At 46.1% G+C, this 24,849-nt stretch carries 27 protein-coding genes and 1 tRNA gene; 10 read left to right on the top strand and 18 right to left on the bottom strand.

Going from position 1 to position 24,849, the window contains the following annotated elements; translation table 11 throughout:
• Positions 1–192: 192 nt before the first annotated feature.
• Positions 193–2,013, bottom strand: a complete 1,821-nt coding sequence (locus B9Y67_RS12365; RefSeq protein ID WP_254901796.1) for a YhgE/Pip domain-containing protein — start codon at positions 2,011–2,013, stop codon at positions 193–195.
• A gap of 2 nt (positions 2,014–2,015) precedes the next feature.
• On the bottom strand, positions 2,016–3,956 hold the full coding sequence (locus tag B9Y67_RS12360; protein ID WP_254901795.1) for an efflux RND transporter permease subunit: 1,941 nt from the start codon (positions 3,954–3,956) through the stop codon (positions 2,016–2,018).
• A 273-nt stretch (positions 3,957–4,229) separates the two neighbouring features.
• On the opposite strand from B9Y67_RS12360, the gene B9Y67_RS12355 reads away from it, so the two are divergent.
• Positions 4,230–4,796, top strand: coding sequence for a TetR/AcrR family transcriptional regulator (locus B9Y67_RS12355; protein WP_085507009.1), 567 nt, complete (start codon positions 4,230–4,232; stop codon positions 4,794–4,796).
• Between the two features lie 64 nt (positions 4,797–4,860).
• Here B9Y67_RS12355 and B9Y67_RS12350 read toward each other — a convergent pair whose 3' ends face one another.
• The 4 genes from B9Y67_RS12350 to B9Y67_RS12335 all read right to left on the bottom strand — a co-directional run bounded on the left by B9Y67_RS12350 (position 4,861) and on the right by B9Y67_RS12335 (position 8,222).
• On the bottom strand, positions 4,861–6,216 hold the full coding sequence (locus B9Y67_RS12350) for an MFS transporter (RefSeq protein WP_085507008.1): 1,356 nt from the start codon (positions 6,214–6,216) through the stop codon (positions 4,861–4,863).
• An 83-nt stretch (positions 6,217–6,299) separates the two neighbouring features.
• Complete coding sequence (locus B9Y67_RS12345; protein ID WP_085507007.1) at positions 6,300–6,593, bottom strand: Dabb family protein; 294 nt, start codon at positions 6,591–6,593, stop codon at positions 6,300–6,302.
• A 10-nt stretch (positions 6,594–6,603) separates the two neighbouring features.
• Positions 6,604–7,854: a flavin-dependent oxidoreductase gene (locus B9Y67_RS12340; RefSeq protein WP_085507006.1), complete on the bottom strand. Its 1,251-nt coding sequence runs from the start codon at positions 7,852–7,854 to the stop codon at positions 6,604–6,606.
• A gap of 295 nt (positions 7,855–8,149) precedes the next feature.
• Positions 8,150–8,222, bottom strand: a tRNA-Val gene (locus B9Y67_RS12335).
• A 255-nt stretch (positions 8,223–8,477) separates the two neighbouring features.
• On the opposite strand from B9Y67_RS12335, the gene B9Y67_RS12330 reads away from it, so the two are divergent.
• The 4 genes from B9Y67_RS12330 (at position 8,478) to B9Y67_RS12315 (ending at position 11,035) form a co-directional block, all read left to right on the top strand.
• Positions 8,478–9,203, top strand: coding sequence for an alpha/beta hydrolase (locus tag B9Y67_RS12330; RefSeq protein ID WP_085507005.1), 726 nt, complete (start codon positions 8,478–8,480; stop codon positions 9,201–9,203).
• A gap of 115 nt (positions 9,204–9,318) precedes the next feature.
• A complete protein-coding gene (locus tag B9Y67_RS12325) occupies positions 9,319–9,828 on the top strand; it encodes a YjcG family protein (protein WP_085507004.1) in 510 nt (169 codons plus the stop codon).
• A 4-nt stretch (positions 9,829–9,832) separates the two neighbouring features.
• Positions 9,833–10,258 carry a GNAT family N-acetyltransferase gene (locus tag B9Y67_RS12320; RefSeq protein WP_085507003.1) on the top strand — a complete coding sequence of 142 codons (426 nt, stop codon included), beginning with the start codon at positions 9,833–9,835 and terminating at the stop codon, positions 10,256–10,258.
• 96 nt (positions 10,259–10,354) lie between these two features.
• Complete coding sequence (locus tag B9Y67_RS12315; protein ID WP_369668757.1) at positions 10,355–11,035, top strand: YetF domain-containing protein; 681 nt, start codon at positions 10,355–10,357, stop codon at positions 11,033–11,035.
• Positions 11,036–11,086: 51 nt separating this feature from the next.
• Here B9Y67_RS12315 and B9Y67_RS12310 read toward each other — a convergent pair whose 3' ends face one another.
• The 5 genes from B9Y67_RS12310 to B9Y67_RS20465 all read right to left on the bottom strand — a co-directional run bounded on the left by B9Y67_RS12310 (position 11,087) and on the right by B9Y67_RS20465 (position 13,572).
• Positions 11,087–11,977, bottom strand: coding sequence for an MBL fold metallo-hydrolase (locus B9Y67_RS12310; RefSeq protein ID WP_254901794.1), 891 nt, complete (start codon positions 11,975–11,977; stop codon positions 11,087–11,089).
• Between the two features lie 36 nt (positions 11,978–12,013).
• On the bottom strand, positions 12,014–12,286 hold the full coding sequence (locus tag B9Y67_RS12305) for a hypothetical protein (protein ID WP_085507001.1): 273 nt from the start codon (positions 12,284–12,286) through the stop codon (positions 12,014–12,016).
• Positions 12,287–12,361: 75 nt separating this feature from the next.
• Complete coding sequence (locus B9Y67_RS12300; RefSeq protein WP_176223990.1) at positions 12,362–12,550, bottom strand: hypothetical protein; 189 nt, start codon at positions 12,548–12,550, stop codon at positions 12,362–12,364.
• 155 nt (positions 12,551–12,705) lie between these two features.
• On the bottom strand, positions 12,706–13,032 hold the full coding sequence (locus tag B9Y67_RS12295) for a DUF1360 domain-containing protein (protein WP_085507000.1): 327 nt from the start codon (positions 13,030–13,032) through the stop codon (positions 12,706–12,708).
• A gap of 72 nt (positions 13,033–13,104) precedes the next feature.
• Positions 13,105–13,572, bottom strand: a complete 468-nt coding sequence (locus tag B9Y67_RS20465; RefSeq protein ID WP_139823793.1) for a hypothetical protein — start codon at positions 13,570–13,572, stop codon at positions 13,105–13,107.
• Positions 13,573–13,761: 189 nt separating this feature from the next.
• On the opposite strand from B9Y67_RS20465, the gene B9Y67_RS12285 reads away from it, so the two are divergent.
• Positions 13,762–14,217 (top strand): CotY/CotZ family spore coat protein, encoded by a 456-nt coding sequence (locus tag B9Y67_RS12285; RefSeq protein ID WP_085506998.1) that lies wholly within the window; start codon positions 13,762–13,764, stop codon positions 14,215–14,217.
• A gap of 47 nt (positions 14,218–14,264) precedes the next feature.
• On the opposite strand, the gene B9Y67_RS12280 is transcribed toward B9Y67_RS12285, so the two are convergent.
• The 4 genes from B9Y67_RS12280 to mgtE form a co-directional block, all read right to left on the bottom strand.
• Complete coding sequence (locus tag B9Y67_RS12280; RefSeq protein ID WP_085506997.1) at positions 14,265–14,759, bottom strand: CotO family spore coat protein; 495 nt, start codon at positions 14,757–14,759, stop codon at positions 14,265–14,267.
• Between the two features lie 187 nt (positions 14,760–14,946).
• Positions 14,947–15,723, bottom strand: coding sequence for an enoyl-ACP reductase FabI (gene fabI, locus B9Y67_RS12275; protein WP_085506996.1), 777 nt, complete (start codon positions 15,721–15,723; stop codon positions 14,947–14,949).
• A 178-nt stretch (positions 15,724–15,901) separates the two neighbouring features.
• Positions 15,902–17,767, bottom strand: a complete 1,866-nt coding sequence (locus tag B9Y67_RS12270; protein ID WP_085506995.1) for a monovalent cation:proton antiporter family protein — start codon at positions 17,765–17,767, stop codon at positions 15,902–15,904.
• A 20-nt stretch (positions 17,768–17,787) separates the two neighbouring features.
• Positions 17,788–19,152 (bottom strand): magnesium transporter, encoded by a 1,365-nt coding sequence (mgtE, locus tag B9Y67_RS12265; RefSeq protein ID WP_085506994.1) that lies wholly within the window; start codon positions 19,150–19,152, stop codon positions 17,788–17,790.
• A 509-nt stretch (positions 19,153–19,661) separates the two neighbouring features.
• Between mgtE and prpE the strand changes: the two genes are divergently transcribed.
• Positions 19,662–20,399 (top strand): bis(5'-nucleosyl)-tetraphosphatase PrpE, encoded by a 738-nt coding sequence (gene prpE / locus B9Y67_RS12260; protein WP_085506993.1) that lies wholly within the window; start codon positions 19,662–19,664, stop codon positions 20,397–20,399.
• An 11-nt stretch (positions 20,400–20,410) separates the two neighbouring features.
• Here the strand turns inward: prpE and B9Y67_RS12255 are convergent, their stop codons facing one another.
• Genes B9Y67_RS12255 through B9Y67_RS12245 form a run of 3 tightly spaced genes read right to left on the bottom strand, consistent with a single transcriptional unit; the run spans position 20,411 to position 22,761 of the window.
• Positions 20,411–21,298 (bottom strand): RluA family pseudouridine synthase, encoded by an 888-nt coding sequence (locus B9Y67_RS12255; protein WP_085506992.1) that lies wholly within the window; start codon positions 21,296–21,298, stop codon positions 20,411–20,413.
• Complete coding sequence (locus tag B9Y67_RS12250) at positions 21,295–22,098, bottom strand: NAD kinase (protein WP_062444435.1); 804 nt, start codon at positions 22,096–22,098, stop codon at positions 21,295–21,297. Before B9Y67_RS12250 ends, B9Y67_RS12255 begins: the two co-directional genes overlap by 4 nt.
• Positions 22,099–22,131: 33 nt before the next feature.
• Positions 22,132–22,761, bottom strand: coding sequence for a GTP diphosphokinase (locus B9Y67_RS12245; protein WP_085506991.1), 630 nt, complete (start codon positions 22,759–22,761; stop codon positions 22,132–22,134).
• A gap of 145 nt (positions 22,762–22,906) precedes the next feature.
• Here B9Y67_RS12245 and B9Y67_RS12240 point away from each other — a divergent pair, with 145 nt between their 5' ends.
• The 3 genes from B9Y67_RS12240 (at position 22,907) to B9Y67_RS12230 (ending at position 24,840) form a co-directional block, all read left to right on the top strand.
• Positions 22,907–23,479 (top strand): CYTH domain-containing protein, encoded by a 573-nt coding sequence (locus B9Y67_RS12240; protein WP_085506990.1) that lies wholly within the window; start codon positions 22,907–22,909, stop codon positions 23,477–23,479.
• A gap of 66 nt (positions 23,480–23,545) precedes the next feature.
• Positions 23,546–23,947 carry a globin domain-containing protein gene (locus B9Y67_RS12235; protein WP_085506989.1) on the top strand — a complete coding sequence of 134 codons (402 nt, stop codon included), beginning with the start codon at positions 23,546–23,548 and terminating at the stop codon, positions 23,945–23,947.
• A complete protein-coding gene (locus B9Y67_RS12230; RefSeq protein ID WP_085506988.1) occupies positions 23,944–24,840 on the top strand; it encodes a ClpXP adapter SpxH family protein in 897 nt (298 codons plus the stop codon). Before B9Y67_RS12235 ends, B9Y67_RS12230 begins: the two co-directional genes overlap by 4 nt.
• Positions 24,841–24,849 lie beyond the last annotated feature (9 nt).

Here is a 24,849-nt window from a genome sequence, read left to right as displayed (position 1 = left end):
ATTAGACAGCACCCCCGGTATATGAGCCAAATCGAACCACATATTAGACAATTTCAAAGTTTTATTAGACAAAATCAAAATTAAATTAGACAAACGAAACCATTTACGAGAAAAAATTCTCATATAAGAGACAACGCAGCCCAAAAGCAAATAAACAGCCTCCTCTTTCGAGAGAAGGCTGCTATCCACTTCTTAGAACAAATCCATCAGACGGTCCCAGAAATTCTTTTCTTCTTCTTTTTCCGGCTCCTCTTTTTCTTCGTCGGGCTTCTTGATGCTTTCCGTCTTAATAACAAATTGAACATTGTCTACTTTTTCATTCTCGGAAGAAACGAAAGACTCAGGGTCAAAATCGGATTTATCATATTGATTGATCATTTCATCGATTTCCTGTTGCAGTTCGTCCGGCAGGCTGCTCGTTGATTCCGCAAGCTCTGCTGTTCCGTTATGCAGTTCGGCTGCACCGTTTTCGAGCTCATCGGTTCCACCAGTCAGTCCGGCAATCCCGCCGTGAACTTCTTCATAAGAGCCAGCCAGCTGCTGGACGCCGCCTGTGTAGTCTGTCAGGCCGGAGTGAAAATTATTATAATTGGCGGATAGTTTTTCCAGGCCTTGCTGTAATTGATTCATAGATTCATCGATATCCATATTTTCCATACTGCTACTTAACTCGTCAGCCATCGTGCTGAGGCTGCCGCTCATTTCCGTAAGGGATCCGGATACCTGGCTAAGTGTCGGATCTACCGCGGCAAACGCTTCTTTTACACCTGCATAGGTCTGTTTCGTCGTTTGTGCTGCTTCATAGTTGGCGACCAGCTTGTCGACAGTTTCCTGATCTGCGCCACTTTCATACAACGCTTGAATTTCCTCTTCGGACACATTCTGCTCTGGTATTGCAGCAATCGTCTGGTCCAGTGCCTGGTAAGCCTGGTTGTAATTATCCTTCAATGTCGTCAGGCCGGCTTCTGCTTCATTTAATCCACCGGCAATCTGGCGAAGACCTTCCTCCAGCTGCTGGAATTGACTCATATTCATATCACCGGAGCCCCCACTGACGGACTCGCTCATTTGCTGCAAGGCAGCTTTAATAGACGAGGAGCCATCGACCAGTTCTCCGGACCCGTTGTTCAGTTCCATGATGCCATTTTTATATTGAGCCGAACCATCATACAGCTGTGCGACCCCAGTGTTCAGCTCAGCCATCCCATTTTTCAGTTCGCCGACTCCACGGTTTACTTCCGCGGTCGCATCTGATAAAGATTGCATCTCGCTTTTCATTTCTTCTGTATCTGGCTCTTCGATTGGTATTGATGATGGTGTCGCTGCGATTTCAATCGGTTCCATTTCGAGATCGGACACCTGCGCGTTTACCATGAAGCTCTCTTCTTTTTCCGGTATCGCTGTGAACGTCACTTGCCGGTTTTTCCCGGCATTAGCGACAGTCGCATCTTCCGCTTCAATATTTTTATAATTAGCAGAATCAAAAGTCAGGCTGATTTGCAGGAGATAATTATTGAAAAAGCTTTCGTCGCCCTTGTCGTTCTTTGAGGTGTTTATCTCAATCTCCAAATCGCCGTCTTTTCCTAACAGTTTCTCAGGCGGGATTTCTTTTCCATCTAATTTATAAGTGACATCGATATTCCATGGCAGCGGTTTGCCGTCCAGGTTTCCTTGATAGTAAAATTCATCTTCTTTAGCGGTAAACGTGACACGATCGTCTTTTTTCTCCATGTCCGTCATGTCGGTCAGGTTCTCGACACTGGTATACGGACCATGGTCGGTCATTTTACCTGGTTTATCAACCGTAAAATTATTGACGACGTACATGTCTTTCGGATCGCCGGACCTGCTAAGCGTGGCATAGACGACCTCACTTTTTCCGGAATAGGTCCCTTTCCCCTGGGGAGCCTTTTCCTCAGAAGCTGAACCGTCGTCTGCTTCCGCTGACACGAGAAATGTTGGCAATACCAGCATTGTTGACATGAATAGCGCGGTTATACGTTTCAGTCTCATTATCATTTCTCCTTATAAAAGTTTGCTTTCCACGTTGTTTTTTCAATCACTTTATCGAACACGACCAGTAATGCCGGCAGAACAAACACAACCATGAGGAATGCCAGCAGTGCTCCCCGCCCGAGCAAAAGTCCGATGGCCGATACGATCGGGTTGGTGGAGGTGGCTCCTAAGATAAAGCCGACACTGGATAAGATCGATGCCGATATAAAGATGGCAAAAATCTTCTCATCAATCGTCTTTTTAATCGCCTGCATGGCCGGCATGTCTTTTCGCAATGTATAGTAATTCTCTGTGAATAAAATTCCGTAATCGACAGTCGCGGCCAGTTGGATCGTACTGATTAACAGGTAACCAACATAGACGAGCGGCGTATCGGTGAAATACGGCACGGCCAGGTTGATCCATACCGAGGTCTGAATCGTCAATAGGAGCACAACTGGAATGGAAACCGACCGGAATGTTATCAACAGCACAATAGCAATCGTAATGACGGTCAGTAAATTGACCAGCTTGTTATCCTGCTGCACGGTATTTTTCATATCATACAACGTGACACTCTCCCCAAGGAGATGGGGATCCTCATAATAGCTGTTTGCGGTCTCCCTGACCTGCTCAATCAATGAAAACGCCGCGTCCCCTTCCGCATCTGTTTCTGTATAAAGGGTGATCCGGGCATAGTCATCGGAATAAAACTGTTCTCTCATTGACTCTTCCAAATACTCCGGTGGAATCGCCGTGCTCACCATATTCACATAGGACATGATACTGGAAACATTCGGAAGGTCCTCCAGCTCTGCAACGAGATCTTCCTCTTTTCCCCTGTCTCCCTCAGGGACAAGCAGCACCACTGGGATGCTTTTACCGAACGTATCCTCGATCATCGCTTCATCCTGCCCGGCACGTGTGTTGTCCGGATGCTCGCCTGTGCCATATAGGAAAGTCGTATTACTTTGAGCTAAAAACGCAGGAACAATCAGGACGAGTATCAAGAGTAAACTCGGAATCCTGAGTTTCATCACAAATGTACCGACGTTCTTAAAATCCGGGACAAGCTGACGGTGCTTGGTACGGTCAATCCAGCGATAGAACATCAGCGTCAATGCAGGCAAAAACACCATGACACTAATGAAGCTGAGCAGGATCCCTTTTACAAGATTAAGACCTAGGTCAGCCCCGATCCCGAACTCCATAAATGTGAGTGCCATAAATCCGAAGAATGTCGTCGACGCACTGGCGACAATCGCCGGAAATGACCGCTTCATCGCAAGCCGCATTGCTTTAGCCGGATCGTCCACATCCTTACGGTAATCGGAAAAGCTATGCAGCAGGAATATCGCATAGTCCAGAGAAACCGCCAGTTGCAGAATCGGCGCCACCGACTGGGTAATGAATGATATTTCCCCGATAAAAATATTCGTTCCTAGATTGATCACGATAGAAACTCCGATCGCAATCAAAAAGAACACCGGTTCCATCCAGGAATTCGTAGATAAGACCAAAATGATAATAATGATCGGTACGAGCAAAGCAGCCGCATTCAGTGACTCACTCCCAGCCATTTGCTGGGAAGTTGCCGTCGTTACCGCTTCGCCGGCGATGGCATTCTCTTCTCCGATCAAATCATATATCTTATTGGTCACTTCAACCTCGTCACCTTCTCGGATGTTCAGTGAAATCAACGCATTTTGATCCTGGTAATAAGTTTCTACGGTATCTTCGTTGGCTACCTCCAGCGGTTCTTTCACATCTACCACATCATCAAGCCACATCACTCCGCTGACCCCATCGATCGCTTCTAATTCTTTCTTATACTCAAGCGCCTTCGTTACCGATACATCCTTCACCATCACCCGGGCGTTGGCAATCGGTTCGTCAAACTCCTCCTCCATCAAATCCACCGCTTGCATCGAAGGAGAATCATCGGGCAGATAATCTGCCATATTGTAATTGACCGAAACGGCAAACTGCGCTACCGCACTGAGCAATGTAATAATCGTAAATATAATGACAATACTTTTTTTATGTTTAATGATTCGTGATGTCCAGTCGATAAGGCTTCATCCTCTCTTGCAAAACGCTTTTACACATTCTAATATTGTATTGACACCGTGTTGGATTTACAACAAACAGTTTTATAAAATCTGTCAGTTCCCCAACACATCGTTGGATTATGTTGGATTGTCACAAAAATTTAACAAAAGGAGGCGTGTCCTGTGCAAGAAAAACTGGACCGTCGGAAGAAATATACGCGAAAAGTATTGAAGGACAGCCTGATTACGTTGCTGGCAACGAAACCAATTTCAGACATCACCGTAAAAGAAATCTGCGAACTCGCCGATATCAACCGGTCCACCTTCTACACCCATTATACCGATCACTATGACTTACTGAGTAAAATTGAAGAAGAAATTACAGCAGATATGAATGAATACCTGCATAGCTACAACTATCCCGTCGAAGAAGAATCGATCCAGATGACCGAGAAGATTTTGCAATATGTGATTGAAAATAAATTCATGTTCCAGACCCTGTTGAAACAAGACGCTGCCCCTACCTTTGAAAAAAGAATGATGGAGTTGACCAGAGGTTTTATGATGAACAACTGGATGAACGACAATCGTTTGGAAAAGGAAGAAGTACAATACTTGAGCACCTTCGTCATCAGCGGAGCCATCCACGTCATCAAAGACTGGATCGCCAACGATATGGATCGCTCCCCCAAAGAGATGGCCGTGATGATCAATAACTTCATTAACTATGGATTTTCTTACTTGGAATAATATCGACATGACCAAAATGAAAAAGCTGGGCTACAACAGCCCAGCTCACTCATTTGTATTGAATTTATACTACTTTCTCCCTTGCAGCATCCACATCCGCTTCTTCGCTTTCCCCACTATAATGCGCATGCTTCTCCTGAACAAATAGTATCGCGATGCCCCCGAGCACGGCAGCCATGGCGATGATCGTAAAGTTCATTTGAGAGGAAAGATTCATAGTCAGTAGAATACCGACAAATGTTGGCGCGAAGATGCCGCCGACCCGTCCGAATGCCATGGCGGCTCCTATCCCCGTGGAACGCATCGAAGGCGGATAGTATTGCGAGACGAAGGCGTTGCTGATATTCTGCACACCAACAGATGCAGCACCAATCATTCCGATCAACAGATAAGCCAGTAAAATGTTCTGCGTCAGCCCAATACTGGAAAGGGCAATCGCTCCGATAATATAAAGCGGCACCATTACCTTTTTAAAGCCCCACTTATCTGCCAGCCGTCCGAATATAATGGTTCCGACGATGGCACCGACATTCATCATGGCAACAAAAACCAGACTAGAACCTAAGCTGTACCCAGCTTCGATCATCAATTTCGGAAGCCAGGTATTCATGGCATATATCAGAACAAAACAGGAAAAGCAGGAGATCCAGAACATAATCGTACTGATGGCACGTTTGTTTTCAAAAAGTTTCACCAGCGGCAATCCTTTCTTGGCAGGTTCCGGCTTAACAAAGGTAGTACTGCCATCCAACTGTACTCCCGGCTCTATTTTTTGCAAAACTTTCTTCAACTCTTCTTCCTTTCCCTTGGCTAATAGAAAGCCTGCGGATTCTGGAAGGCTTTTTGCTATAAAAGGAATGAGCAATAACGGTAGCCCGGCAATCCAGAAAACCGGCTGCCAGCCGAGTGAAGGCAAAATAGATTTACTGAACATCGCTGCCGCAATCGCCCCGATGGAGTACCCGCAAAAAATGAACGATACCATCGCAGCCCTGATTTTTTTCGGAGCATATTCCGTGGATAACGCGATCACGTTCGGCATCACGCCGCCAAGTCCCAGTCCCGCAATCACCCGGAATACCGTGAACATCACAGGACCTGTCGCAAACGCCGCTATCGCGGTAAATAAACTAAACAGGACGGTACATAGGATGATTACGTTCTTTCGGCCAAGCTTGTCTGCCAATAATCCGAACAGGACAGCCCCGACAGCTGTCCCGGCAGCGGTGTAGCTCCCGATTGCCCCTGCTGTCACGGAAGATATATTCCACTCTTCCATTAACGAAGGGACAACGGAGCCATAAATGACTACATCATAACCATCCATCAAAATGATAAAGAAACACCAGAAAATAATAGAAGAATGAAACGAACGGAAGCGGCTGTTATCAATGATCTGCCCTGCATGTAAAGCTTTCATCAAATCCCCCCTGCGATGTGCGAATTAATACTTAAAAGCTAAAACGCGTTTAAGCATTAAAGTAACTGAATAAAAAAATAAGCTTAAATTTCAAAATCGACGATGATACTGTCCTTCATACCAATTCGCTTCAAATATGAGACTATTTCCTGGTGCGCGGGATGTGGACCATAGTTTTCCAAAGACTCCCTGTCCTTAAACCGCACCGTTAGCCCGACTTCATATCCCTGGCTCCGATCTGAAAAATTGAGTCCCTGCTGAATATCCACAATCCCAGGAATGATATGCTTCAAATTAAGTGTCCGGCGGATCAACTCCTGCTTTTGTTCCTTTGTGGTTTCCTCAGAGAACTTCACTAATACAATGTGTTCTATCATAACTGCACTCCTATTTACTATTCAAAGTCTCCCGGTCAAAGCCGGCAAGTTTCTTATATTTATTTGCGATTCCTGCTAGTTCCTCATAAGTGATTACATCTTCTAATTGATTAAATCCCTGAGGCGCACGTTCTTCAACAATTTGCATGACCACTTCCGGCCCGTTTTGCCGGTTGGTCCGGACAATATTCGAAGTAGGTTCCAGTCTTTCCTGTTCATAAGCCCGCAAAGCAGATTCTGTATTCGGCTGTTCTGCCATAGACTTTGCTAAAGCATCAGCGTCAAGAATCGCCTGTGAAGCTCCATTTGACCCAATCGGATACATCGGGTGGGCAGCATCTCCAAGCAACGTTACACGACCGAATGTCCAGCGAGGCACCGGGTCACGGTCTACCATCGGAAATTCATAAACCGCATCTGTCTCCTCAATCAGCTGCGGTACATCCAACCAGCCAAAATCCCATCCGGCAAAATGAGGGGCAAATTTCTCCTTATCTATTTTCCTGTTCCAGTCGGCACGCGATAACAGCTCATCACCAACCGTAAGTTCAGCAATCCAGTTGACCAGGGAGCGCCCTTTTTCGTCAGCCTTAGGACAAACAGGATAAGCAACAAACTTCTGATCCTGATAGCCTGCCATAATCATCGACTTGCCAGTTAAAAACGGAGTAGATTCTGTTATGCCACGCCATAAAATCCTGCCGCTGAATTTCGGCTCTCCCTCATTAGGGTAATAGAATTTACGCACGGCAGAATGGATGCCATCCGCTGCAATCATTGTATCGGCACTATACGTACCGGCATGTTTTCCCGTTTTTTTATTTTCAAAATGAGCGGTCACCTTGTCACCAAACATTTGAAATGACGTCAGATGATGACCGGTATGTACTGCATTCTCGCCCAATCGTTGTTTGACTGCATTCAGTAATAACATCTGCAGACGTCCCCGATGGATGGAGTATTGCGGCCATTTGTAGCCGGCATTCAAGCCCCGGTCCTCCTGCCAAATCTTCTGGCCGAATTTATTAACATACATCAGCTCTGCAGTTGGAAGTCCTGCCTCTTTTAGCTCATCATCCAGACCCAGTTCTGTCAGAACCTTCACCGCATGAGGTAAAAGATTAATCCCCACGCCTAATGCCTTAATCGTTTCTACGCTTTCAAATACACGCACTGACACGCCAACGCGGTGAAGTTTAAGAGCAGTCACAAGCCCGCCAATCCCCCCGCCGACGATCAACGCCGTCCTGGTATCAGACATACCGATTCCTCCTTGATGCAATTTTCTAACAACTTTTAGGTATTTTTCCATTATTACATAAAAAACTGAGATTTCAATATTAAATTTGCTTGTACGAATGGAAATTCAACCTAGATGTTAAGTCGTTATGTTGGGTATCTCTGCGAGTTAGGTAGGTATAGGCACGTGTTAAGTCAGTATATGATTAAGATAGGGCAGTAAAAGCTCGGCTGCTCCCCACCTGCCAGTAACCGAGGGTAAAATAAAAAGCCCCTGACCGTTGCAGGATCAACGGCCAGAGGCTTTTAAGACTTAGTGATTCCGATTGGGCTCGAACCAACGACCTCCACCCTGTCAAGGTGGCGCTCTCCCAGCTGAGCTACGGAATCATGGGATGAAGTTGTCGTGAATGGGACATGTACTAATATAATATGATTTCATTTATGTGTCAATAACTTATCGACAATTTTTTTATCATTTCGAGAAAACCTCCGTTCCGCGGGAACCCCGGGACCTTGCACTTCCGTAGAGGAGTTTTCAATTCTGTGACAATCGTCAGACCTGTTCTACTTTTTTGAAAATGATATGATAAAATGGGTATGTTACATTTATAGATAAGTTGTCGTTTTTTGGAGGTGTTCGTTTTGGGACGTGCTGGTACGTTCAAGGATTTCGAGATCAATAGTTCCTATTTAGATGAAACATTGACCCTGAAGGTTTATCTGCCGGAGAATTATTCGCCGCTTTATAAGTATCATATCGCGATCATGCAGGATGGTGACGACTATTTCCAAATGGGCCGGGTCGCGACGCTGAGCGATAAACTCCATGAAAAGAAACGGATTGCTGATACCATTTTTGTCGGCATTCATTATAAGGATAAATATGACCGTCAGGACAAATACCACCCGAATGGCGAGAAACAGGACGCTTATATCAAGTTTCTCGTCAATGAGGTCGCCCCGCTCCTCGATGAAGAGCTTCCGGGCTACCATATGGGCAGCGGCCGCACGCTGATGGGAGATTCGCTCGGCGGGACAGTGTCCCTGATGACAGCACTTAAATATCCAAGCACGTTCGGTAATGTCATCATGCAGTCGCCGTTCGTCAATGAACGTGTAATGGAAAAAGTCCAGAACAGCAAGGATCTTTCCTCCCTCGCCATCTACCATACAATCGGAAATGAAGAAACCGATGTACCGACGACCGATGGGGATCGGAAGGATTTTGTGACACCGAATCATGAGCTTCGCGATGTCCTCAACAGGAAGCCGCTCACCTACTTTTTCCACGAGCTCGATGGCAGGCACACTTGGAAATATTGGCAGCAGGATATGGAGCGCGCTCTGGTGACGATGTTCCGACCGTAAGCCTATGTACGAAAAAGTAATTTTTGGTATAATAATATCAGCTTAAAACTGACCAATCGACTTTGCATTCAACACGAAATATAATCAGCAACATTATATTTAGGAGGGTTTTCCAATGAAGTATGGTATCGCCATTTTTCCACCGAAAAAAATCCAGGATGTCGCAAACTCTTATCGGAAACGTTACGACCCGCATTATGCCTTGATTCCACCACATATTACGTTGAAGGATCCATTTGAGGCAGAGGATAGCGAAATCAAGGAAGTGGTACCGCATTTGAAGGAGATCGCTAAAGAAACAAAACCATTTGATATTGAAATCAATAAGGTCAGCTCGTTTGCTCCTGTCACGAATGCGATCTATTTGAAAGTGGAGCCGGCAGAGGTAATCATGACGGTTAATGAAAAACTTGAGGCAAAGCTTCCAGGTAAATCCGAGCATTCTTTCGTCCCCCATATTACGATCGCCCAGAAGCTTTCGGATGATGAATTCTCTGATGTATACGGTAGTCTTCGAATGGGTGGATTTGAACTGAAAGAAACGGTCGATCGTTTCCAGCTGCTATATCAATTGGAAAATGGCTCCTGGACGGTCTATGAAACATTCGTCCTTGGTGAAGGGTGATAGAATGTTAATAGAAAACGTCGAGAATGAGCAGCAATTAAAAGATGCCTTCGGCGTACGCCGCACGGTTTTCATCGAAGAACAGCAGGTACCGGAAGACCTGGAACTGGATGAGCATGATGATACAGCCGTCCACTTCGTCGGCTATGAAAATAAACAGCCGATCGCAGCTGCCCGCCTCCGGTTTGTCAATGAAAACGGAAAGCTGGAACGGATTTGCGTCCAGAAGGATTTCCGCGGACAGTCTTTTGGTAAACAGATGATCGAAGCTATGGAGAAACGCATCCGAAAAGAAGGGTTGAAACAGGCGAAATTGAACGCTCAAACCCATGCGGAAGAATTTTACCGTGCCCTCGGTTATGAAACGATTTCCAGGGAATTTATGGATGCCGGCATTCCTCACGTAACCATGATAAAAAAATTAGACTGATTTTCGACCTGGAAGAGCAAGATCTTCCAGGTTTTTTGTATAGGTCCGTCGTTCTCTGTCTACAATGGTTAAAAGCAGAGGAGAAGGAACGTGATCATGATGGATTATTTACGCATATTCATAGAAGCCTCATTCGGCTTCGCTGCTTTATTCCTTTTGACCAAAGTGCTAGGAAAGTCCCAATTCAACCAAATTACCCCGTTCGATTTTATTTCAGCCATCCTTCTTGGTGAGCTGGTCGGTAATGCGCTCTATGACCCTGATGTCGGTGTGTTACAAATTGGATTTGCGATATTGACCTGGGGTGTGCTCATGTATGTGACAGAACTGATCACACAAAAACTGAAAGGTACACGGGGATTCCTGGAGGGTCAGCCGTCGATTGTTATCCATAAAGGAAAAATTGCCTATGACGAATTGAAACAAAATAAGCTTGATATAAATCAGCTTCAGCATTTGCTGAGAGCTAAAGATGTGTTTTCGATTCAAGAAGTAGAGTACGCCGTGATGGAAACAGATGGGTCGATTTCTGTTTTGAAGAAATCGATGGATCAAAACCCGACGCGCAGTGACTTGAACCTTGCCCCCCAGCCGACCCCACTGCCGATGGCGTTCATCAGTGATGGCGAAGTACTTTGGGACAATTTAAAAGAAGCAGGGTTTGATAAAAACTGGCTGCTGACCCAGCTGCAGCAGCAGGAAATCACCGATTATACCGATGTTCTATTCGCCGAATATAAAGAAGGAGAGGACCTGTATGTCCTCCCCTACAACTGAGAAAAGTACCCCGGAGCCCTCCAATATCTGGAGGCCCCGGGGTACTTTTATTTATAAAGTTTTGAACACCCACCGGTTTCCTTCGATGGCATAATTAATCGTTTCTTCTTTAACAGCACCTATCAAATAAGCAGTTACAGCGGTCCGGTACAACAGCCACTGGCCCAGCTGGTTATTTTCTACACCAAACGAATCACACATCGCAGCGATAATGTTTTCATGACTGACCCCATTCGGATGCTCCCCGATATAATTCTCAAGCCACGTCAGCAGCACGACATGGTAATCAATATTTTTCTGGACGGTTGTTTTGAAATCCGTTTCATACTCTCCATGACCGGGCACAGCACCATCAGACGGGATCTCTTTCAGACGCTCCAGACTTTCAATCGTCAAAGCGGCATCCGTAATATAAGGGATCTTGTGTTTCTCCAGTTGAGCCGCTTCAAAATAGCTGTCCGCCGCATATAACACATCAAAAACCTTTACAGCCAGCTGGTGATAGCTGTGTCCAGGAAGCAAGTACGTCTCCAACTCGAATGTTCCGAATGTAAAACTTCCTTCCCTCACCTGGTCATCAATCCGGACGGGAGGTCCTTCCAGAAACTTATTCCTTAATTCATCGAGCGGGTCATTGCCCCCGAACAAGTACAACGGTTCGAGCGACGGATTTTCAAGGATAGCCGCTTCGAACTTCGGGGCTATCGTACGGACATCGAAGTTTTCCTGAAGGTACTGTGCTCCCCCATAATGATCCGCATGGGCATGGGTGATGAACAAGTGGGTGATTGGCAGGGAATGCTCTTTCAAACCCTTGATCACTTTCTTGATCGCCGATTTATCAATCCCGGCATCGATGATCATCCCTTCTTCCCCGTTATGGACGTATCCGATATTAACCGCACTATGAAAATAATAGCAATGCGCATTGATTTGGTTCATTTCCATAAAAAAGAACGACTCCTTTCAGCAAACCTATTAAATAGTTTCGCTGAAGTGTCGTCCTTTTCCTGTCATCTCGGCATAAACTTTTTCCGAGTAAGCTGCATGCAGATCATCCGGTGCATGGAGTTTTTTATTTTTATTCGGTAATTTCCCGTTCGTCCTCACCATTTCCCGCATCTGCAGATGACGGTTATCCAACGTCACTTTGTGGACGTTGGCATATTGGAAAGGTGATGCCTTCGGTTTAACGGTTCGCTCTTGGTAATCATCATACTGATACATCGATACTGGTAACATGTAGCCCATGGAGCTCCCCTCCTTACAGAATACATACCCATAACTTACTAGATATATACGTGGAAGCGCTCCCTTTTACGGGGGCTATTCAAAAAATTTCCTGATCCGGTCATGCTTACTTTCTGTCTTCTTTTCGAACTCGCCAATCTGTTTCGTCAGCAGTTTTTCCAGAGAGACCATCATCTGCTCAAACTCTGCCATCGTCTTTTCCGGTTTTTTTAAATTCGGCTTGGACGTGATCATATAATCAATTTCATCGATCATTTTACGCATGTGACGGAAATTCATGTTCTCGCCTTCTTTCCACAGCCGCATTCTTTCTTTTTACGCGGCCTTTTCGCTGGCTTCACTTGCTTGCCTGATTGTTTATGCATAGGAGTCATTCCTTTTTTACTACATCCTATTCCCTTCTGGCAAATCGATGTAGTTCATATATCCAAAGCGACGCGGAGAATGGCAGCAGCTCCAGCGATAGCCAGCCATACGACCACCCAGTCAAAATAAGGAAGGAATGCCCAGCCGGTTAGCAGCATTCCGCTCGCCCAAACGCCTGTACACCAGTGGCAGCTTAGTAATTCTCCAATAAACGCACGCAGTCCCGTTCCTTTCGCTTCCACATAAACTTCCACATTGCCTGCTTCATCTGTTTCTTCTATATAATGATGAAAAGGCGCACGCAGCCACTCGGTGATGCTGTCATCGACGATTAGCCGGGTCAGACGGAAACAGGCCAATGTCAGTAAAATAAGGTGCATCCAAGTCCATTCCAAACGATCATCCTCCTGATGAACAGATGTATGTAGCCCATCCAGTGGATGGGGCGAATCTTAGAACCAAGGGCCGCGACGGTGTTTGCGGTCCTCTCTGCCTCCACGGCGATCGTCGTCGCCTCTTCTCGAACTGCTTTCCATGTGGTCATGGTGACCGCGCCCTCTTCTTGAGCTGCTTTCCATGTGGTCATCATGACGGCGCCCTCTTCTTGAGCTGCTCTCCATGTGGTCATCATGACGGCGCCCTCTTCTTGAGCTGCTTTCCATGCCATCGTGATGGCGACGACGACCTAAGATCGGGTCAAATCTGTCATCGTGTCCTCTTCTTGAACTGCTCTCCATGTGATCGTGACGACGCCCTCCGAACAATGGAGCCCGGCGACGATCATGGTGGTCATCACGGCGGTCATCACGTCCACGACGATCGTGGTGATGATCTTTATCCGATTTGATGATGACTTTATCAGCCTTAACGATTAATTCGTTCACTTTATAATAGTGTTTATGGCTGCAGTTATCACACATATGTTTCCTCTCCTTTAACTACTAATATTCCTTATTAGTCTATGTGGCTTCGGTACATATGTATGGGCTTCAGTTCCACAAATTCCCCAGACGAATCGATAAAAACTCGACAAATGCCCACACCATCAGGGCAAGAGTTCATATTCTATTAAAGACAATACGTCAATACCAGACGAAAGGGGAATATCAATGGGCTGTGGAAAAAAACATGACTCAGGTAACTGTGTATGCGACATCCTGCGTGAAATCGTAGATGCTCAGGAAGATGTCGTATCTATGTGCTGTGACACGAGTTGCGAGCAATCCATTAATGACTTACTGGGAGAAACCGGAGGCAATAACCTGGACACTGTTCCAGTACTGCTATACTGCAAAGGGAACTGCAAACCATTTAAAGGGTTCGGTGCACCACGCAACAACATCGGCGATATCGTAGGAAGCTTCTACTTCCGCGTGAAAGATGTTGACAAAGATTGCTGTGCTACACTTGAACTACTGCGTACACCAGGTGACAGCGACGACAATCCGTGTGATCCAGTTGAACAAAAAACAGGCAACCTGCGCACGACAGGCATCTGCATCAGCGTTGATCTTGACTGCTTCTGCCACGTGACTTGCCTTCCAGCAATCGACGCATTCGATTAATGGAACCATGAACAAAGCCGCGTCCGTTAAGGGCGCGGCTTTTTCATTTAAAAACCGATCAGACTTATATCTTCTATCTCTCTAAAGTCGATTTCTTTTTGGAATGGACGCTTAAATGTTTTCATATAAACGATACCATCCTGATAATTGTTTATATAACCGCGGTACTTTTCTTCGGCAGTCACAACTTCACATTTCATCTTTGGAATCTGGGACGGGAGATTGACAAAGTAAGTCACTTTTTCTTCTAACGTCATATCCCGGAAACGCTGTCTACGGTCCCGAGCTGACCCGGCTCTTGACTGCTTAGCTTCTGTTTCGGCTTTTTCCTGCGGCTCCTGGTGCATCTGAGCTTCCTTATTGCTGTGCTGCCGCTCCCGCTTTACTCCTGCATCTGCCGATTTATTTTCTGCCTGTTTCCCTTCCTCTTTCACTCGCTTTTTTCCATGATACGTCGTCTGCATCGGCGCTTCGCTCGGAGCGAATTCCGGCTGGGTAATATAAAGCATAGGCTTCTGTACAAGCTTCTGCTGCTTGCCCATAGATGTACTCCCTCCTTAGCCTGTTCTCCGTCTTTTCATATATATGCCCAGATTTCAGAAAATGTGCTATCGAATTAGATTTTTAAAAACGTGGGGCTATCCTGCAAATTCGCTCTTGTTCTCAGCTCTTAATTTGGTAATAAAAAAAGCCTGAGGTGGGTTCACCTAAGGCTTTCCTAAATCAAATTTAGAATCCGATGATATTGAAACCGGAATCGACGTGAATGATTTCCCCGGTAACACCGCGGGACAGATCACTCAACAGGTAGTAAGCTGTATCGCCTACTTCTTCCTGGGAAACCGGACGGCGCAGTGGCGCGCGTTCTTCGATCTCTTTCAAAATCGTGTTGAAGCTGCCAACGCCTTTTGCAGAAACCGTACGGATCGGACCAGCAGAAATCGCATTGACACGGATGCCATGCTTTCCAAGGTCGTTAGCCAGGTAGCGCATGCTCGCATCCAGGCTCGCTTTTGCAACACCCATAACATTATAGTTGTTCACGACTTTTTCTCCGCCTAGATAAGTCATGGTAACGATGCCGCCGCCTTCGGTCATTAGCGGATACGCTTCTTTGGCTACGGCCGTCAATGAATAAGCACTGATATCGTGTGCCAGCTTGAAGCCGTCGCGTGTCACGTTCATATACTCGCCGTTCAACTCGTCGCGATTTGCGAACGCGATACAGTGAGCAAGACCATGAATCGTCCCCACATCGTTTTTAATGTCAGCGAATGTCTTCTTGATTGCTTCATCGTCTGTGACGTCACATTCGTAATACAATGATTCCTGGCCTTCTAATGAATCGCCAAGATCTCTTACCGGCTTCTCAAAACGTTCATTCGCGTAAGTGAAAATCAGACGTGCGCCCGCATCATGCAAAGAACGTGCAATCCCCCAGGCAATGCTTCGTTTGTTCGCTACGCCCATCACGACGTATGTACGACCCTCTAAAGAAAAATTCATCCTATTAACCTCCTTGAGGTGATTTTTATTAGTATTATGGTTTGTTATTAGTACCTGCTACTATTTTAGCGGAAAGATTACACAAATACAAATCATGATTAATCGGAAACTAAAAATAATCCGTTCCTTATTTGTTAAAAAACCGCAGCTGTCAGCACAGCTGCGGTTTACTAAAAAGTTAGCAGTATTCACAGAATTCCAACTGCATTTTCAATTCTTCCACATACTCGGTGGATCCGGTGACGATCAAGTGATCGCCAAGCTTCAATTCGGTATCGCCATGAGGCACGATCGAATCTTCGCCCCGGAAAATCCGGACCATGATGACGTCGCCGGTGAATGGAAACTCCCGGAGGCGCATCCGGTGGTACATCGGATTGTTCATATTGATCTGGAACAGGGCACTGTCCTGATCGGTTAAAATCTCGACGACATCCGGTGCGACGATCATCGCTTTCAATAATGCCTTTGTAGACAGCATCACCGAGAAGACATCGATGCCAAGCTCAGACAATTCTTTTTCTAAATCCGGTGACTCGGCGCGGGCGATGACTCTTTCTACGCCATCGTTTTTCGCAAACTTGGCGATTTCTGCATTTTTCGCCTGGTCACCAGTGGAGACAACGAGAATATCCACATTAAAGACATCCATCTCTTTCATCCGCTCGAGATCATAATCTTCCAGCTCACGAATGTCAAAGCAGGAACGGCTGATATTTTCATCTACTTTATCGACTTTCGTATGATACAGGTGTGTTTCATATTGTGATTCATCTAATTCACGGACCACAGGCAAAGTCATCCGGTTGGAACCAATAAAGGAAACCAGCTGCTTATGACTTTCTTCTTCAAACCGACCGTAAATCTTCTTGAAAGCAATCGGTGTAATCAGACAAGTCAGTACGGCAACCAGGATAAGCGCCCCTTCCATCTGCTTGTCGATCATGCCTTCCCGCTCTCCAATGGTCGCCGCTGCAATCACAAGTGAAAGCGTGGAAGTCAAAAGGAAACCGGAACCCATTACGGTCTTCCAGTCGTACCATTTTCGTAAAATAAACGCCGGTACGATTTTTGAAATGAACAGCGCAATCAATAGCAATGGAATCAAAAGCATTACCTGGCTGTCACTGAAGAGTTCCCAAATATCAATTTCCACACCGACCATCACAAAGAATATCGGAATCAGGAATCCGTAGCCAAAACTGTCCATCCGCTTTACCAGCTCCGGGTTTGGAGACAGCAGGGAAACAAGTGTTCCAGCAAGGAAAGCTCCGAGAATATTCTCCGCCCCCACCGTTTCAGAAATAGCGACGAGCAGGATAATTAACGTGAAAACGGCCCTGGTGTCGATCTGGATCGTCCCTTTTGTCATCGTCTCCATAAACGATTGGTGACGATAATGTTTTCCGACAAAGTAAAGCAGGACACCAGCTCCGAATAATAACAGCAACAGCCACATGTTTCCTCCGCCTTCTCCGTAAATAGAAACGAAGACGGCAAGCAGGATCATCGTTACAAGATCGGCGATGACAGCAATCAGCAGGATCGTCTGACCGATCGTCGACTTCATCATTTGTGCATCCTTCAAGGTTGGGACGACAACACCCAGCGAAATCGTCGAGATAATCAAGGTCATTAGGAACAGGTTATCAATGAAACCTGCCAGCACGAATATATACGATAGACCTAATGAAACAATAAAAATAGCGACAAAGACAATTGTAGCTACCCATACAGGGTTTGGCGGGTTAGCATCTTTGTTTACCGCCTGCTTGGATTGCTTTTTCTTCCCGAAAATCGAGAAGTCGATCTCCAGACCACTAAGGAACATCAGAAAAATAAAACCAAGCGTTGATAATATTTCAATCCAGCTTCCATGCGTATCGACGAGATCAAAACCACTTTTACCAATGATAAGACCGATGATGATTTCAGCTACAACTACTGGGATCACTTTCAGCTTAAGCCGATGCATGAGAATTGGTGTAAGGAATGCTGCTAAAATTACAATAACTAATGAGGTGACGGAAGCGCCGTGCTCCATTCACTCGTCCCCCTTTCCATTTATATCAGTAAGTTCATGAAAGCTGTCGCCATCCCGAAGTAAATAAGAATTGAGATGATATCGTTGATCGTCGTAATGAACGGTCCGGAAGCGACAGCCGGGTCGATATTCAATTTATCCATGACTAAGGGAACGAGCGAACCCGCAAGTGTCGCGACAATCAGCGTCGCAAAAATGGATAACCCTACGAGCAAGCCGAGGAAAATATCACTTTTCCAAAAGTAAATGGTCACTGTTGCCAGCAGACCACAGGAAGCACCGGTAATAAATCCGGTGGCCGCTTCCCTGAAGATCATTTTCCCTTTGCCTTGCTTATCGATTTCCCCAGTAGCCATTCCGCGAACTGCCACCGCCAGCGCCTGCGTTCCGGTATTACCAGCCATCCCAGCAATTAATGGGATAAAAATAGCAAGAATCGCTACCTGATCAAGCGTTTCTTCAAACCTGCCAATCAGGCTGGCTGTTAAACTGCCCAGGAACAGCAGGATAATCAGCCATGGCAGCCTTTTTTTAGCTGAAGCAAGGGCATTATCATCCGGACTGTCGACGTCAGAGATCGCCGCCAGCTTGGAATAGTCATCACTCGCTTCTTCTTCCATGACGTCAAGAACGTCATCGACTGTGATAATCCCTAACAGATGGTTTTGAAAATCGACGACTGGAAGTGCAAGGAAATCATAGTCCCGGAACATACGGGCGATTTCTTCCTGATCTTCCCCAACCGGGACGGACACAAGTCTCTCGTTCATCACTTCGGAAATCAGCCAGTCATCCTCTGCAATAATCAAATCACGCAGCGAAATCACCCCGACCAGGTGCTTATCTTCATCGATTACGTACGTATAATAGATCGTTTCCGCATCTGGTGCTTCCCGACGGAGATGAAGCATCGCTTCCCGGACAGTCATATTCGCCTTCACCACGACGAACTCCGTGGTCATGATACTACCGGCTGTTTTCTCTTCATAGTGGAGCAAATCCTTGATCTCATCGGAATCGTCATCATCCATGATCGTCAAGAAACTTGCCACTTTGTTTTTATCTAACATATTCAGAATGTCGACCGCATCATCCGTCGACATATCTGCCAATACCTGTGAAGCAAGCCGCGGATCCATCTCGGCGAAGAACGGTTCAACATCTTCATGATCGATGTGCTCCATCACTTCAGATATTTCTTCCGGAGACAGATACATGTAGACTTTCTTACGTACTTCTACATCCATTTCTTCAAACAGGCTGGCTTGATCATAAGGATGCATTTCCAGGAATTCAGCACGGAACTGATCAATCTGATCGTTCAGCAGGGCCTCCTGCACTTTTTCCCACATTTCTTCCCGTTCATCTACTTCTAAATGTTCCATCAGAAATCCCTCCCCTTATTCAAGCCGATTCATTTTGACCGTTATATCGTAATTGCCTGAATACACTTTGTCAATAAAAATTATTCTTTCAAATGCATGGTAGTAGTTTATCAAATTATCGTATAATAATGGAACTGAAATGAACATTTCTTTGGCTGCGCCTGGTGTGAGTGTATCTTGTAGTTTAATGCGATAATATATCGTCTTAACTGAGCCACATTGCGACTTAACGCCAGCATAATCTTCTCTTACTACTTTTTAGTGTTGCCCATCTTCTTTTTCTTATTGAAAAGGCTCTTTAAAATCTTCTTGTTGTCTTACAGGAAAGCGAGCCGTTTCCCAGCCGCCCTTACTCTGGTTCGGCAACGGACCTCAAAGTATCTCGAAATCAAGTCTTCGACTTTTCAGACTTTTAATTGAACAAACTTCTTATAATAAAAAATATGATTCCAAAAACCTGGGAATGGGAATACTAACGGGAGTAACTTTTACATAAAAGGAGGGCTTTTATGAAAATAGATATCATCGGAGATGTGCATGGCTGTCTTGATGAAATGAGGGAATTATTTCGTGAACTTGGCTACGTGGAGGAGGATGGTGTCCCTGTTCATCCCGATGGCAGGATACCGGTGTTCCTGGGTGACATCACTGACAGAGGGCCTGATTCGGTCGGCTGTATTCGGTATGTTTACAATATCGTCGTGGAAAACAATAAGGGAAAATATGTGCCGGGGAATCATTGTAATAAGTTATATCGTTTTTTTCTCGGTAACAAAGTGCAGGAAAAACATGGCCTCGAGACGACGACTGCTGAATATCGCTCCCTTTCTTCCAAAGAACAAAAAGCAATCCGCCATCATTTTATGAAATTATATGAAGCGTCGCCATTATATCTGGAAGTGCGTGAGGCCAATGCTGTCATCGCCCATGCCGGCATTAAGGAAAGTTTTATCGGTCAGCAGGGAAAAAAGGTACGGACGTTTGTGCTTTATGGCGATATTACCGGCGAAAAACATGATGATGGACGGCCGGTGCGTCGCGACTGGGCACAAATGTATGAAGGCAACCGCTGGATCGTCTACGGCCATACGCCAGTACGGGAGCCCCGGTTCGTCAACAACACAGTCAACATTGATACCGGATGCGTGTTTGGAAACAAACTCACGGCATTTCGGCTTCCGGAAAAGGAAATCGTTAGTGTTCCTTCCCGGCAGCCATTCGTGGAAGAAAAATTCCGGCTCGATTGAGATACATCCTGTCAACTATTACCGATAGCCCTCTTGATATCCGCCGGAAGTTCCGCTTCGCAACTGACAACTTCACCAGTAAGCGGATGGGTAAAGGCAAGCCTGCGGCAATGCAGCGCTTGCCTCTTCATTATGCCGAGTGACCCACCGTACAGATCATCCCCGGCAAGCGGATGTCCCCTGTGGCTCATATGGATCCGGATTTGGTGAGTCCTTCCTGTAAGGAGTTCAAGTTCGACTAGCGAATGTGCGCACAATGTCCTCAGCACTTTATAGCGGGTGACTGCCGACTGGCCTTTTTCATTTACCTCCCGCTCGATAATAGAGCCCTCTTTTCTTCCAATCGGTACATCAATCAATCCTTCCTTGTTTATCAAATGACCTTCGACAAGTGCCCAGTATGTTTTTTCAATCGGACCGATAAAGCCTGTCGATAACAGAGAATGGCTGTAAGCATGCTTTGCCACCAGCACAAGTCCGGAGGTATCTTTATCGAGCCGGGTGACAATATGGACGGTGCTTGGTACACCGTGTTTTTCATAATAAGCAACGATACCGTTCGCAAGTGTCACATGATGGTTCATGGATGGCATAATGGCGAGTCCCGCCGGTTTGTCAAGAATCAATAGATCATAATCTTGGTAAACAATAACAAGCTCCATGGGCACTGGTTCAAGCCGTTCAGCAGGCTTCACAATTGGCAGCGTCACTTCCACCAAGTCACCGGCATGCAACACTTTTCTGACCGTCACCTCAGCTCCATTTACCCGCAGCCCTTGCGCCTGCTTGATCTGTTTCAACAATTGACGCGAAAATGCCCGCACAGACACCAGATAGTCCCGTACGAGCATTCCTTCCTGCTGACCTGTAATTTTCCACGTCCAGCTCCACTGCTTCATTCTTTATCATCCGCCACGAACGAATCCCGGACCCGCTTCCAAAATGGAAATGGACGAAATCTCGCAAATCGAACTTTTTCTTTGGCGACCCGGCATTGGATCGATTTTACCTCTTTATACGTATGCGTATAATGATCGACTGTGATCATAAAACTTTTATCCGCTGTCGGTTTCAACAGGCAGGTGTGATGGCTTGGCAAAATCAACGGGGAACCGATCGTACGGAAAACGCGATTATTGATTGAAGCCATTTCTGCAATTTGAATCGACTCCAGGGACGGATGGATGATTGCGCCGCCTAGCGCTTTGTTATAGGCGGTACTTCCGGATGGAGTCGAGATGCAAAGCCCGTCGCCCCGGAAGGTCTCAAAATGCTCCCCTTTGATATCTACATCCAGCACGACCGACCCTTCTGATGTCTTTATAGTACATTCGTTGAGTGCCAGATACCGGCCTTCTTCTCCACCGTTTTTCAAGCGGATAATCACTTCCAATATCGGATATTCGACCACCTGGAAAGGAGTCCGGGCGACATCGATGATCAATTTCTCTACTTCATCCGGCGTCCAGTCCGCATAAAACCCTAAATGGCCTGTATGTATCCCGATGAAAGCTGTTTTGTCCAAGCGATGGTTGTATGTATGGAAGGCTTCCAGAAACGTTCCGTCGCCGCCGACCGATATGGCAACTTCAGGCTCGTCCTCACAATATTCCATATTAAATTCTTTCAGATAGTTTTTGATTTTCGAACGGATTTCGTTCGAATTACTGTCGCCCCTCGATAATATCGCGAATTTCATAATCGAACCCCACTCCTTCCCAGCAACTGTCCATTAGTCTGGATGTTTCCCTTGTTCTTTTCTATTAAACGCTTTCTTTGCTTCCTGGATTTCATTTTTAATCTTCGACATTTCTTCATCAAGACGGAAGGCCGCTTCGGCTGCCCGTTTCAGCCTGGCCTTGACTTCTCCGGGAATCTGACCAGAATATTTATAATTCAGCGAATGCTCATTGGTCGCCCAGAAATTCATGGCGAGCGTGCGAATCTGGATTTCAGCGAGTACCTTTTTCTCCCCATGTATCGTCTCAACCGGATAGTTGATAATAAGATGATAAGAGCGGTATCCGCTATCCTTCTTCTGGGACACATAATCCTTCTCTTCTATGATTTCAAAATCATGGCGGTTATGCAGCATACTGGCGATGACATAGATATCATCGACGAATTGACAGACGACCCGGACCCCGGCTATATCCTGGATTTCCTTTTCAATCTCGACCGGAGATATGCCCCTTCGCTGCATTTTCCCTAAAATGCTGGACCTGGGTTTGACGCGGCCAGTCACAAACTCAATCGGAGAATGCTCCAGTTCGTACTCAAATTGGGCCCGCATCCCTTTCAACTTGACTTTCAGTTCATCGACCACCTGGGTATAGGGTGCCAGAAATACCTCCCAGTCCATCTTGTCATCCCCACCTTTAACAACGTCTATGTAGTAAATATGTGATATTACGTACCCATTCATTGTATCATAAAATATGACAGGAGATAATCTTTGCAATCAGCACCTTTCTTCCTCATAATGATTGCAGAGCTGGAGGGATACGATGAACCAGGAAATCGAAATTGAATTCAAAAATATACTGACGAAAGAAGAATATGACCGCCTGAAAAACACGCTCCCTTTCGAGAAAGCGAAAGTGCAGGAGCAGACAAATCATTATTTTGAGACGGAAAACTTCGACTTAAAACAGAATGGTGCCGCCCTTAGGATTCGTGAGAAAAACGGCGGGTTTACACTGACATTGAAGCAGCCGCACCCGGACGGACTGTTAGAAACCCACGCCACACTGACTACGGACGAATGTGAAAGCTGGATTTCCGGGGCACCGAACGCCAAAGAAAATGTCTTCCATCAGCTGCACGAACTTGGCATCAACCCGGATGAGCTGAACTATCAGGGCGCATTGAAAACTAATCGTCAGGAGATTCGCTATCAGGATACCCTGCTCGTACTTGATCATAGTCTGTATCACGAGACGGAAGATTATGAGCTGGAACTGGAGGCGACAGACCGGGCGCATGGAGAAAAAGTTTTTCACCAGTTATTGACGGATCATGAAATCCCGGAACGGGAAACCGATAATAAAATCAAACGATTTTTTCAGGCGAGGCCGTGAGTCAGATTAGTTGAAGGCCACCCCCGCCGTTGCTACAATGAATAACAAGCAGAAGGGGTTCTGATCATGAACGTACCAGGAACAATTTATGAAGCAATTGGAGGCAGGGAAGCGGTCGCAACGCTTGTTGACGCGTTTTATGCTCGGGTAGGCAAACATCCCGATTTAACTCCTATTTTTCCGGATGATTTGACAGAGACCGCCCGAAAGCAAAAACAATTCTTAACCCAATTTTTCGGCGGCCCCGCCTTATATACCGAAGAACATGGACATCCGATGCTGCGCGCAAGGCATCTCCCTTTTCCGATTACACCGACCAGAAGGGATGCCTGGCTGAATTGCATGGCCGCAGCACTGGAAGAAGCGAATATCGAGGAGCCATACCGCACGGCGATTTTCGAACGTCTGACCATGACAGCCAATCATATGATGAATACACCAGAGGATGAGAAAGGAGAATCGATGTGAGTTGGAAAGGTACTGGAGCATCCCAGGAACAAACAAGTGCCCAGTTCGGTTTTTTCGATCTATTGAAACGGCCATTGGAGCTCTACCTGTTCGTAGATCCCCTATGTCCGGAATGCTGGTCCATCGAGCCGATCATCAAAAAGCTCACCATCGAATATGGCCGCTTTTTCACCATTAAACCGATTATCAGCGGAAAGATGACTTCCCTTCATAAAAAAAGCGTGGATAAGCCTTATAAATTGAAGAAAGAATGGGATAAGACCGCCAATCGTACCGGCATGTGCTGCGATGGCGATATCTGGCTGGAGAATCCTGTCTCCTCTCCTCTAATCACATCGCTCGCTGTCAAAGCAGCAGAGCTCCAGGGGAAAAAGTCAGGCATCCGTTTTTTAAGAAAAGTTCAGGAGTATGTTTTTCTGGATAAGAAAAACATCTCGGACGAAGAAGTTCTCGTGGAATGTGCTGAAAAAAGCAGACTGGACGTCGAGGAATTCAGGAGAGACCTTTATTCCGATACGGCCCGCCGTGCCTTGCAGTGTGATTTCAAGCTGACAAGGGAAATGGATGTCGACACAATCCCGACGCTTGTCCTGTTCAATCAGTCGGAAGAAGACGCAGGTTTAAAGATTGCCGGCACGTATCCGTATGAAATCTATGTCAATGTCTTGAAGGAGATGCTCCAGAAGGATCCAAATCCGGCGAAGAAGCCACCGCTTGAAGAATTCCTTCAGCATTATAGATTTGTTGCCACAAGAGAAATCGCCGTCGTCTATGACTGGACGGAACAACAGGCAAAACGGGAAATGAAAAAGCTCGTCCTGAAGCAAATCGTCCAGGAAGTTCCGGTGAAACACGGAGTGTTCTGGAAATACCAGCCTGCCGGGCAAGCGTAAAAGCGGCTG

Source organism: Thalassobacillus devorans (assembly GCF_900176565.1).
Classification (GTDB): Bacteria; Bacillota; Bacilli; order Bacillales; family Halobacillaceae; genus Thalassobacillus; species Thalassobacillus devorans_A.
This window is presented reverse-complemented; position numbering and strand designations above follow the sequence as displayed.

What these genes read in the sequence shown, in the direction of transcription:
- B9Y67_RS12285 (WP_085506998.1), top strand. Translation starts at nt 13,762, where the DNA reads ATGGGCTGTGGAAAAAAACATGACTCAGGTAACTGTGTATGCGACATC.
- B9Y67_RS12315 (WP_369668757.1), top strand. Translation starts at nt 10,355, where the DNA reads ATGATGGATTATTTACGCATATTCATAGAAGCCTCATTCGGCTTCGCT.
- B9Y67_RS12235 (WP_085506989.1), top strand. Translation starts at nt 23,546, where the DNA reads ATGAACGTACCAGGAACAATTTATGAAGCAATTGGAGGCAGGGAAGCG.
- B9Y67_RS12300 (WP_176223990.1), bottom strand. Translation starts at nt 12,550, where the DNA reads ATGCGTAAAATGATCGATGAAATTGATTATATGATCACGTCCAAGCCG.
- mgtE (WP_085506994.1), bottom strand. Translation starts at nt 19,152, where the DNA reads ATGGAACATTTAGAAGTAGATGAACGGGAAGAAATGTGGGAAAAAGTG.
- B9Y67_RS12305 (WP_085507001.1), bottom strand. Translation starts at nt 12,286, where the DNA reads ATGGGCTACATGTTACCAGTATCGATGTATCAGTATGATGATTACCAA.
- B9Y67_RS12250 (WP_062444435.1), bottom strand. Translation starts at nt 22,098, where the DNA reads ATGAAATTCGCGATATTATCGAGGGGCGACAGTAATTCGAACGAAATC.
- B9Y67_RS12360 (WP_254901795.1), bottom strand. Translation starts at nt 3,956, where the DNA reads ATGGCAGATTATCTGCCCGATGATTCTCCTTCGATGCAAGCGGTGGAT.
- B9Y67_RS12270 (WP_085506995.1), bottom strand. Translation starts at nt 17,767, where the DNA reads ATGGAGCACGGCGCTTCCGTCACCTCATTAGTTATTGTAATTTTAGCA.
- B9Y67_RS12345 (WP_085507007.1), bottom strand. Translation starts at nt 6,593, where the DNA reads ATGATAGAACACATTGTATTAGTGAAGTTCTCTGAGGAAACCACAAAG.
- B9Y67_RS12295 (WP_085507000.1), bottom strand. Translation starts at nt 13,032, where the DNA reads ATGCACCTTATTTTACTGACATTGGCCTGTTTCCGTCTGACCCGGCTA.
- B9Y67_RS12280 (WP_085506997.1), bottom strand. Translation starts at nt 14,759, where the DNA reads ATGGGCAAGCAGCAGAAGCTTGTACAGAAGCCTATGCTTTATATTACC.
- B9Y67_RS20465 (WP_139823793.1), bottom strand. Translation starts at nt 13,572, where the DNA reads ATGTGTGATAACTGCAGCCATAAACACTATTATAAAGTGAACGAATTA.
- B9Y67_RS12240 (WP_085506990.1), top strand. Translation starts at nt 22,907, where the DNA reads ATGAACCAGGAAATCGAAATTGAATTCAAAAATATACTGACGAAAGAA.
- B9Y67_RS12365 (WP_254901796.1), bottom strand. Translation starts at nt 2,013, where the DNA reads ATGAGACTGAAACGTATAACCGCGCTATTCATGTCAACAATGCTGGTA.
- B9Y67_RS12350 (WP_085507008.1), bottom strand. Translation starts at nt 6,216, where the DNA reads ATGAAAGCTTTACATGCAGGGCAGATCATTGATAACAGCCGCTTCCGT.
- B9Y67_RS12320 (WP_085507003.1), top strand. Translation starts at nt 9,833, where the DNA reads ATGTTAATAGAAAACGTCGAGAATGAGCAGCAATTAAAAGATGCCTTC.
- B9Y67_RS12310 (WP_254901794.1), bottom strand. Translation starts at nt 11,977, where the DNA reads ATGAACCAAATCAATGCGCATTGCTATTATTTTCATAGTGCGGTTAAT.
- fabI (WP_085506996.1), bottom strand. Translation starts at nt 15,723, where the DNA reads ATGAATTTTTCTTTAGAGGGTCGTACATACGTCGTGATGGGCGTAGCG.
- B9Y67_RS12255 (WP_085506992.1), bottom strand. Translation starts at nt 21,298, where the DNA reads ATGAAGCAGTGGAGCTGGACGTGGAAAATTACAGGTCAGCAGGAAGGA.
- prpE (WP_085506993.1), top strand. Translation starts at nt 19,662, where the DNA reads ATGAAAATAGATATCATCGGAGATGTGCATGGCTGTCTTGATGAAATG.
- B9Y67_RS12325 (WP_085507004.1), top strand. Translation starts at nt 9,319, where the DNA reads ATGAAGTATGGTATCGCCATTTTTCCACCGAAAAAAATCCAGGATGTC.
- B9Y67_RS12245 (WP_085506991.1), bottom strand. Translation starts at nt 22,761, where the DNA reads ATGGACTGGGAGGTATTTCTGGCACCCTATACCCAGGTGGTCGATGAA.
- B9Y67_RS12340 (WP_085507006.1), bottom strand. Translation starts at nt 7,854, where the DNA reads ATGTCTGATACCAGGACGGCGTTGATCGTCGGCGGGGGGATTGGCGGG.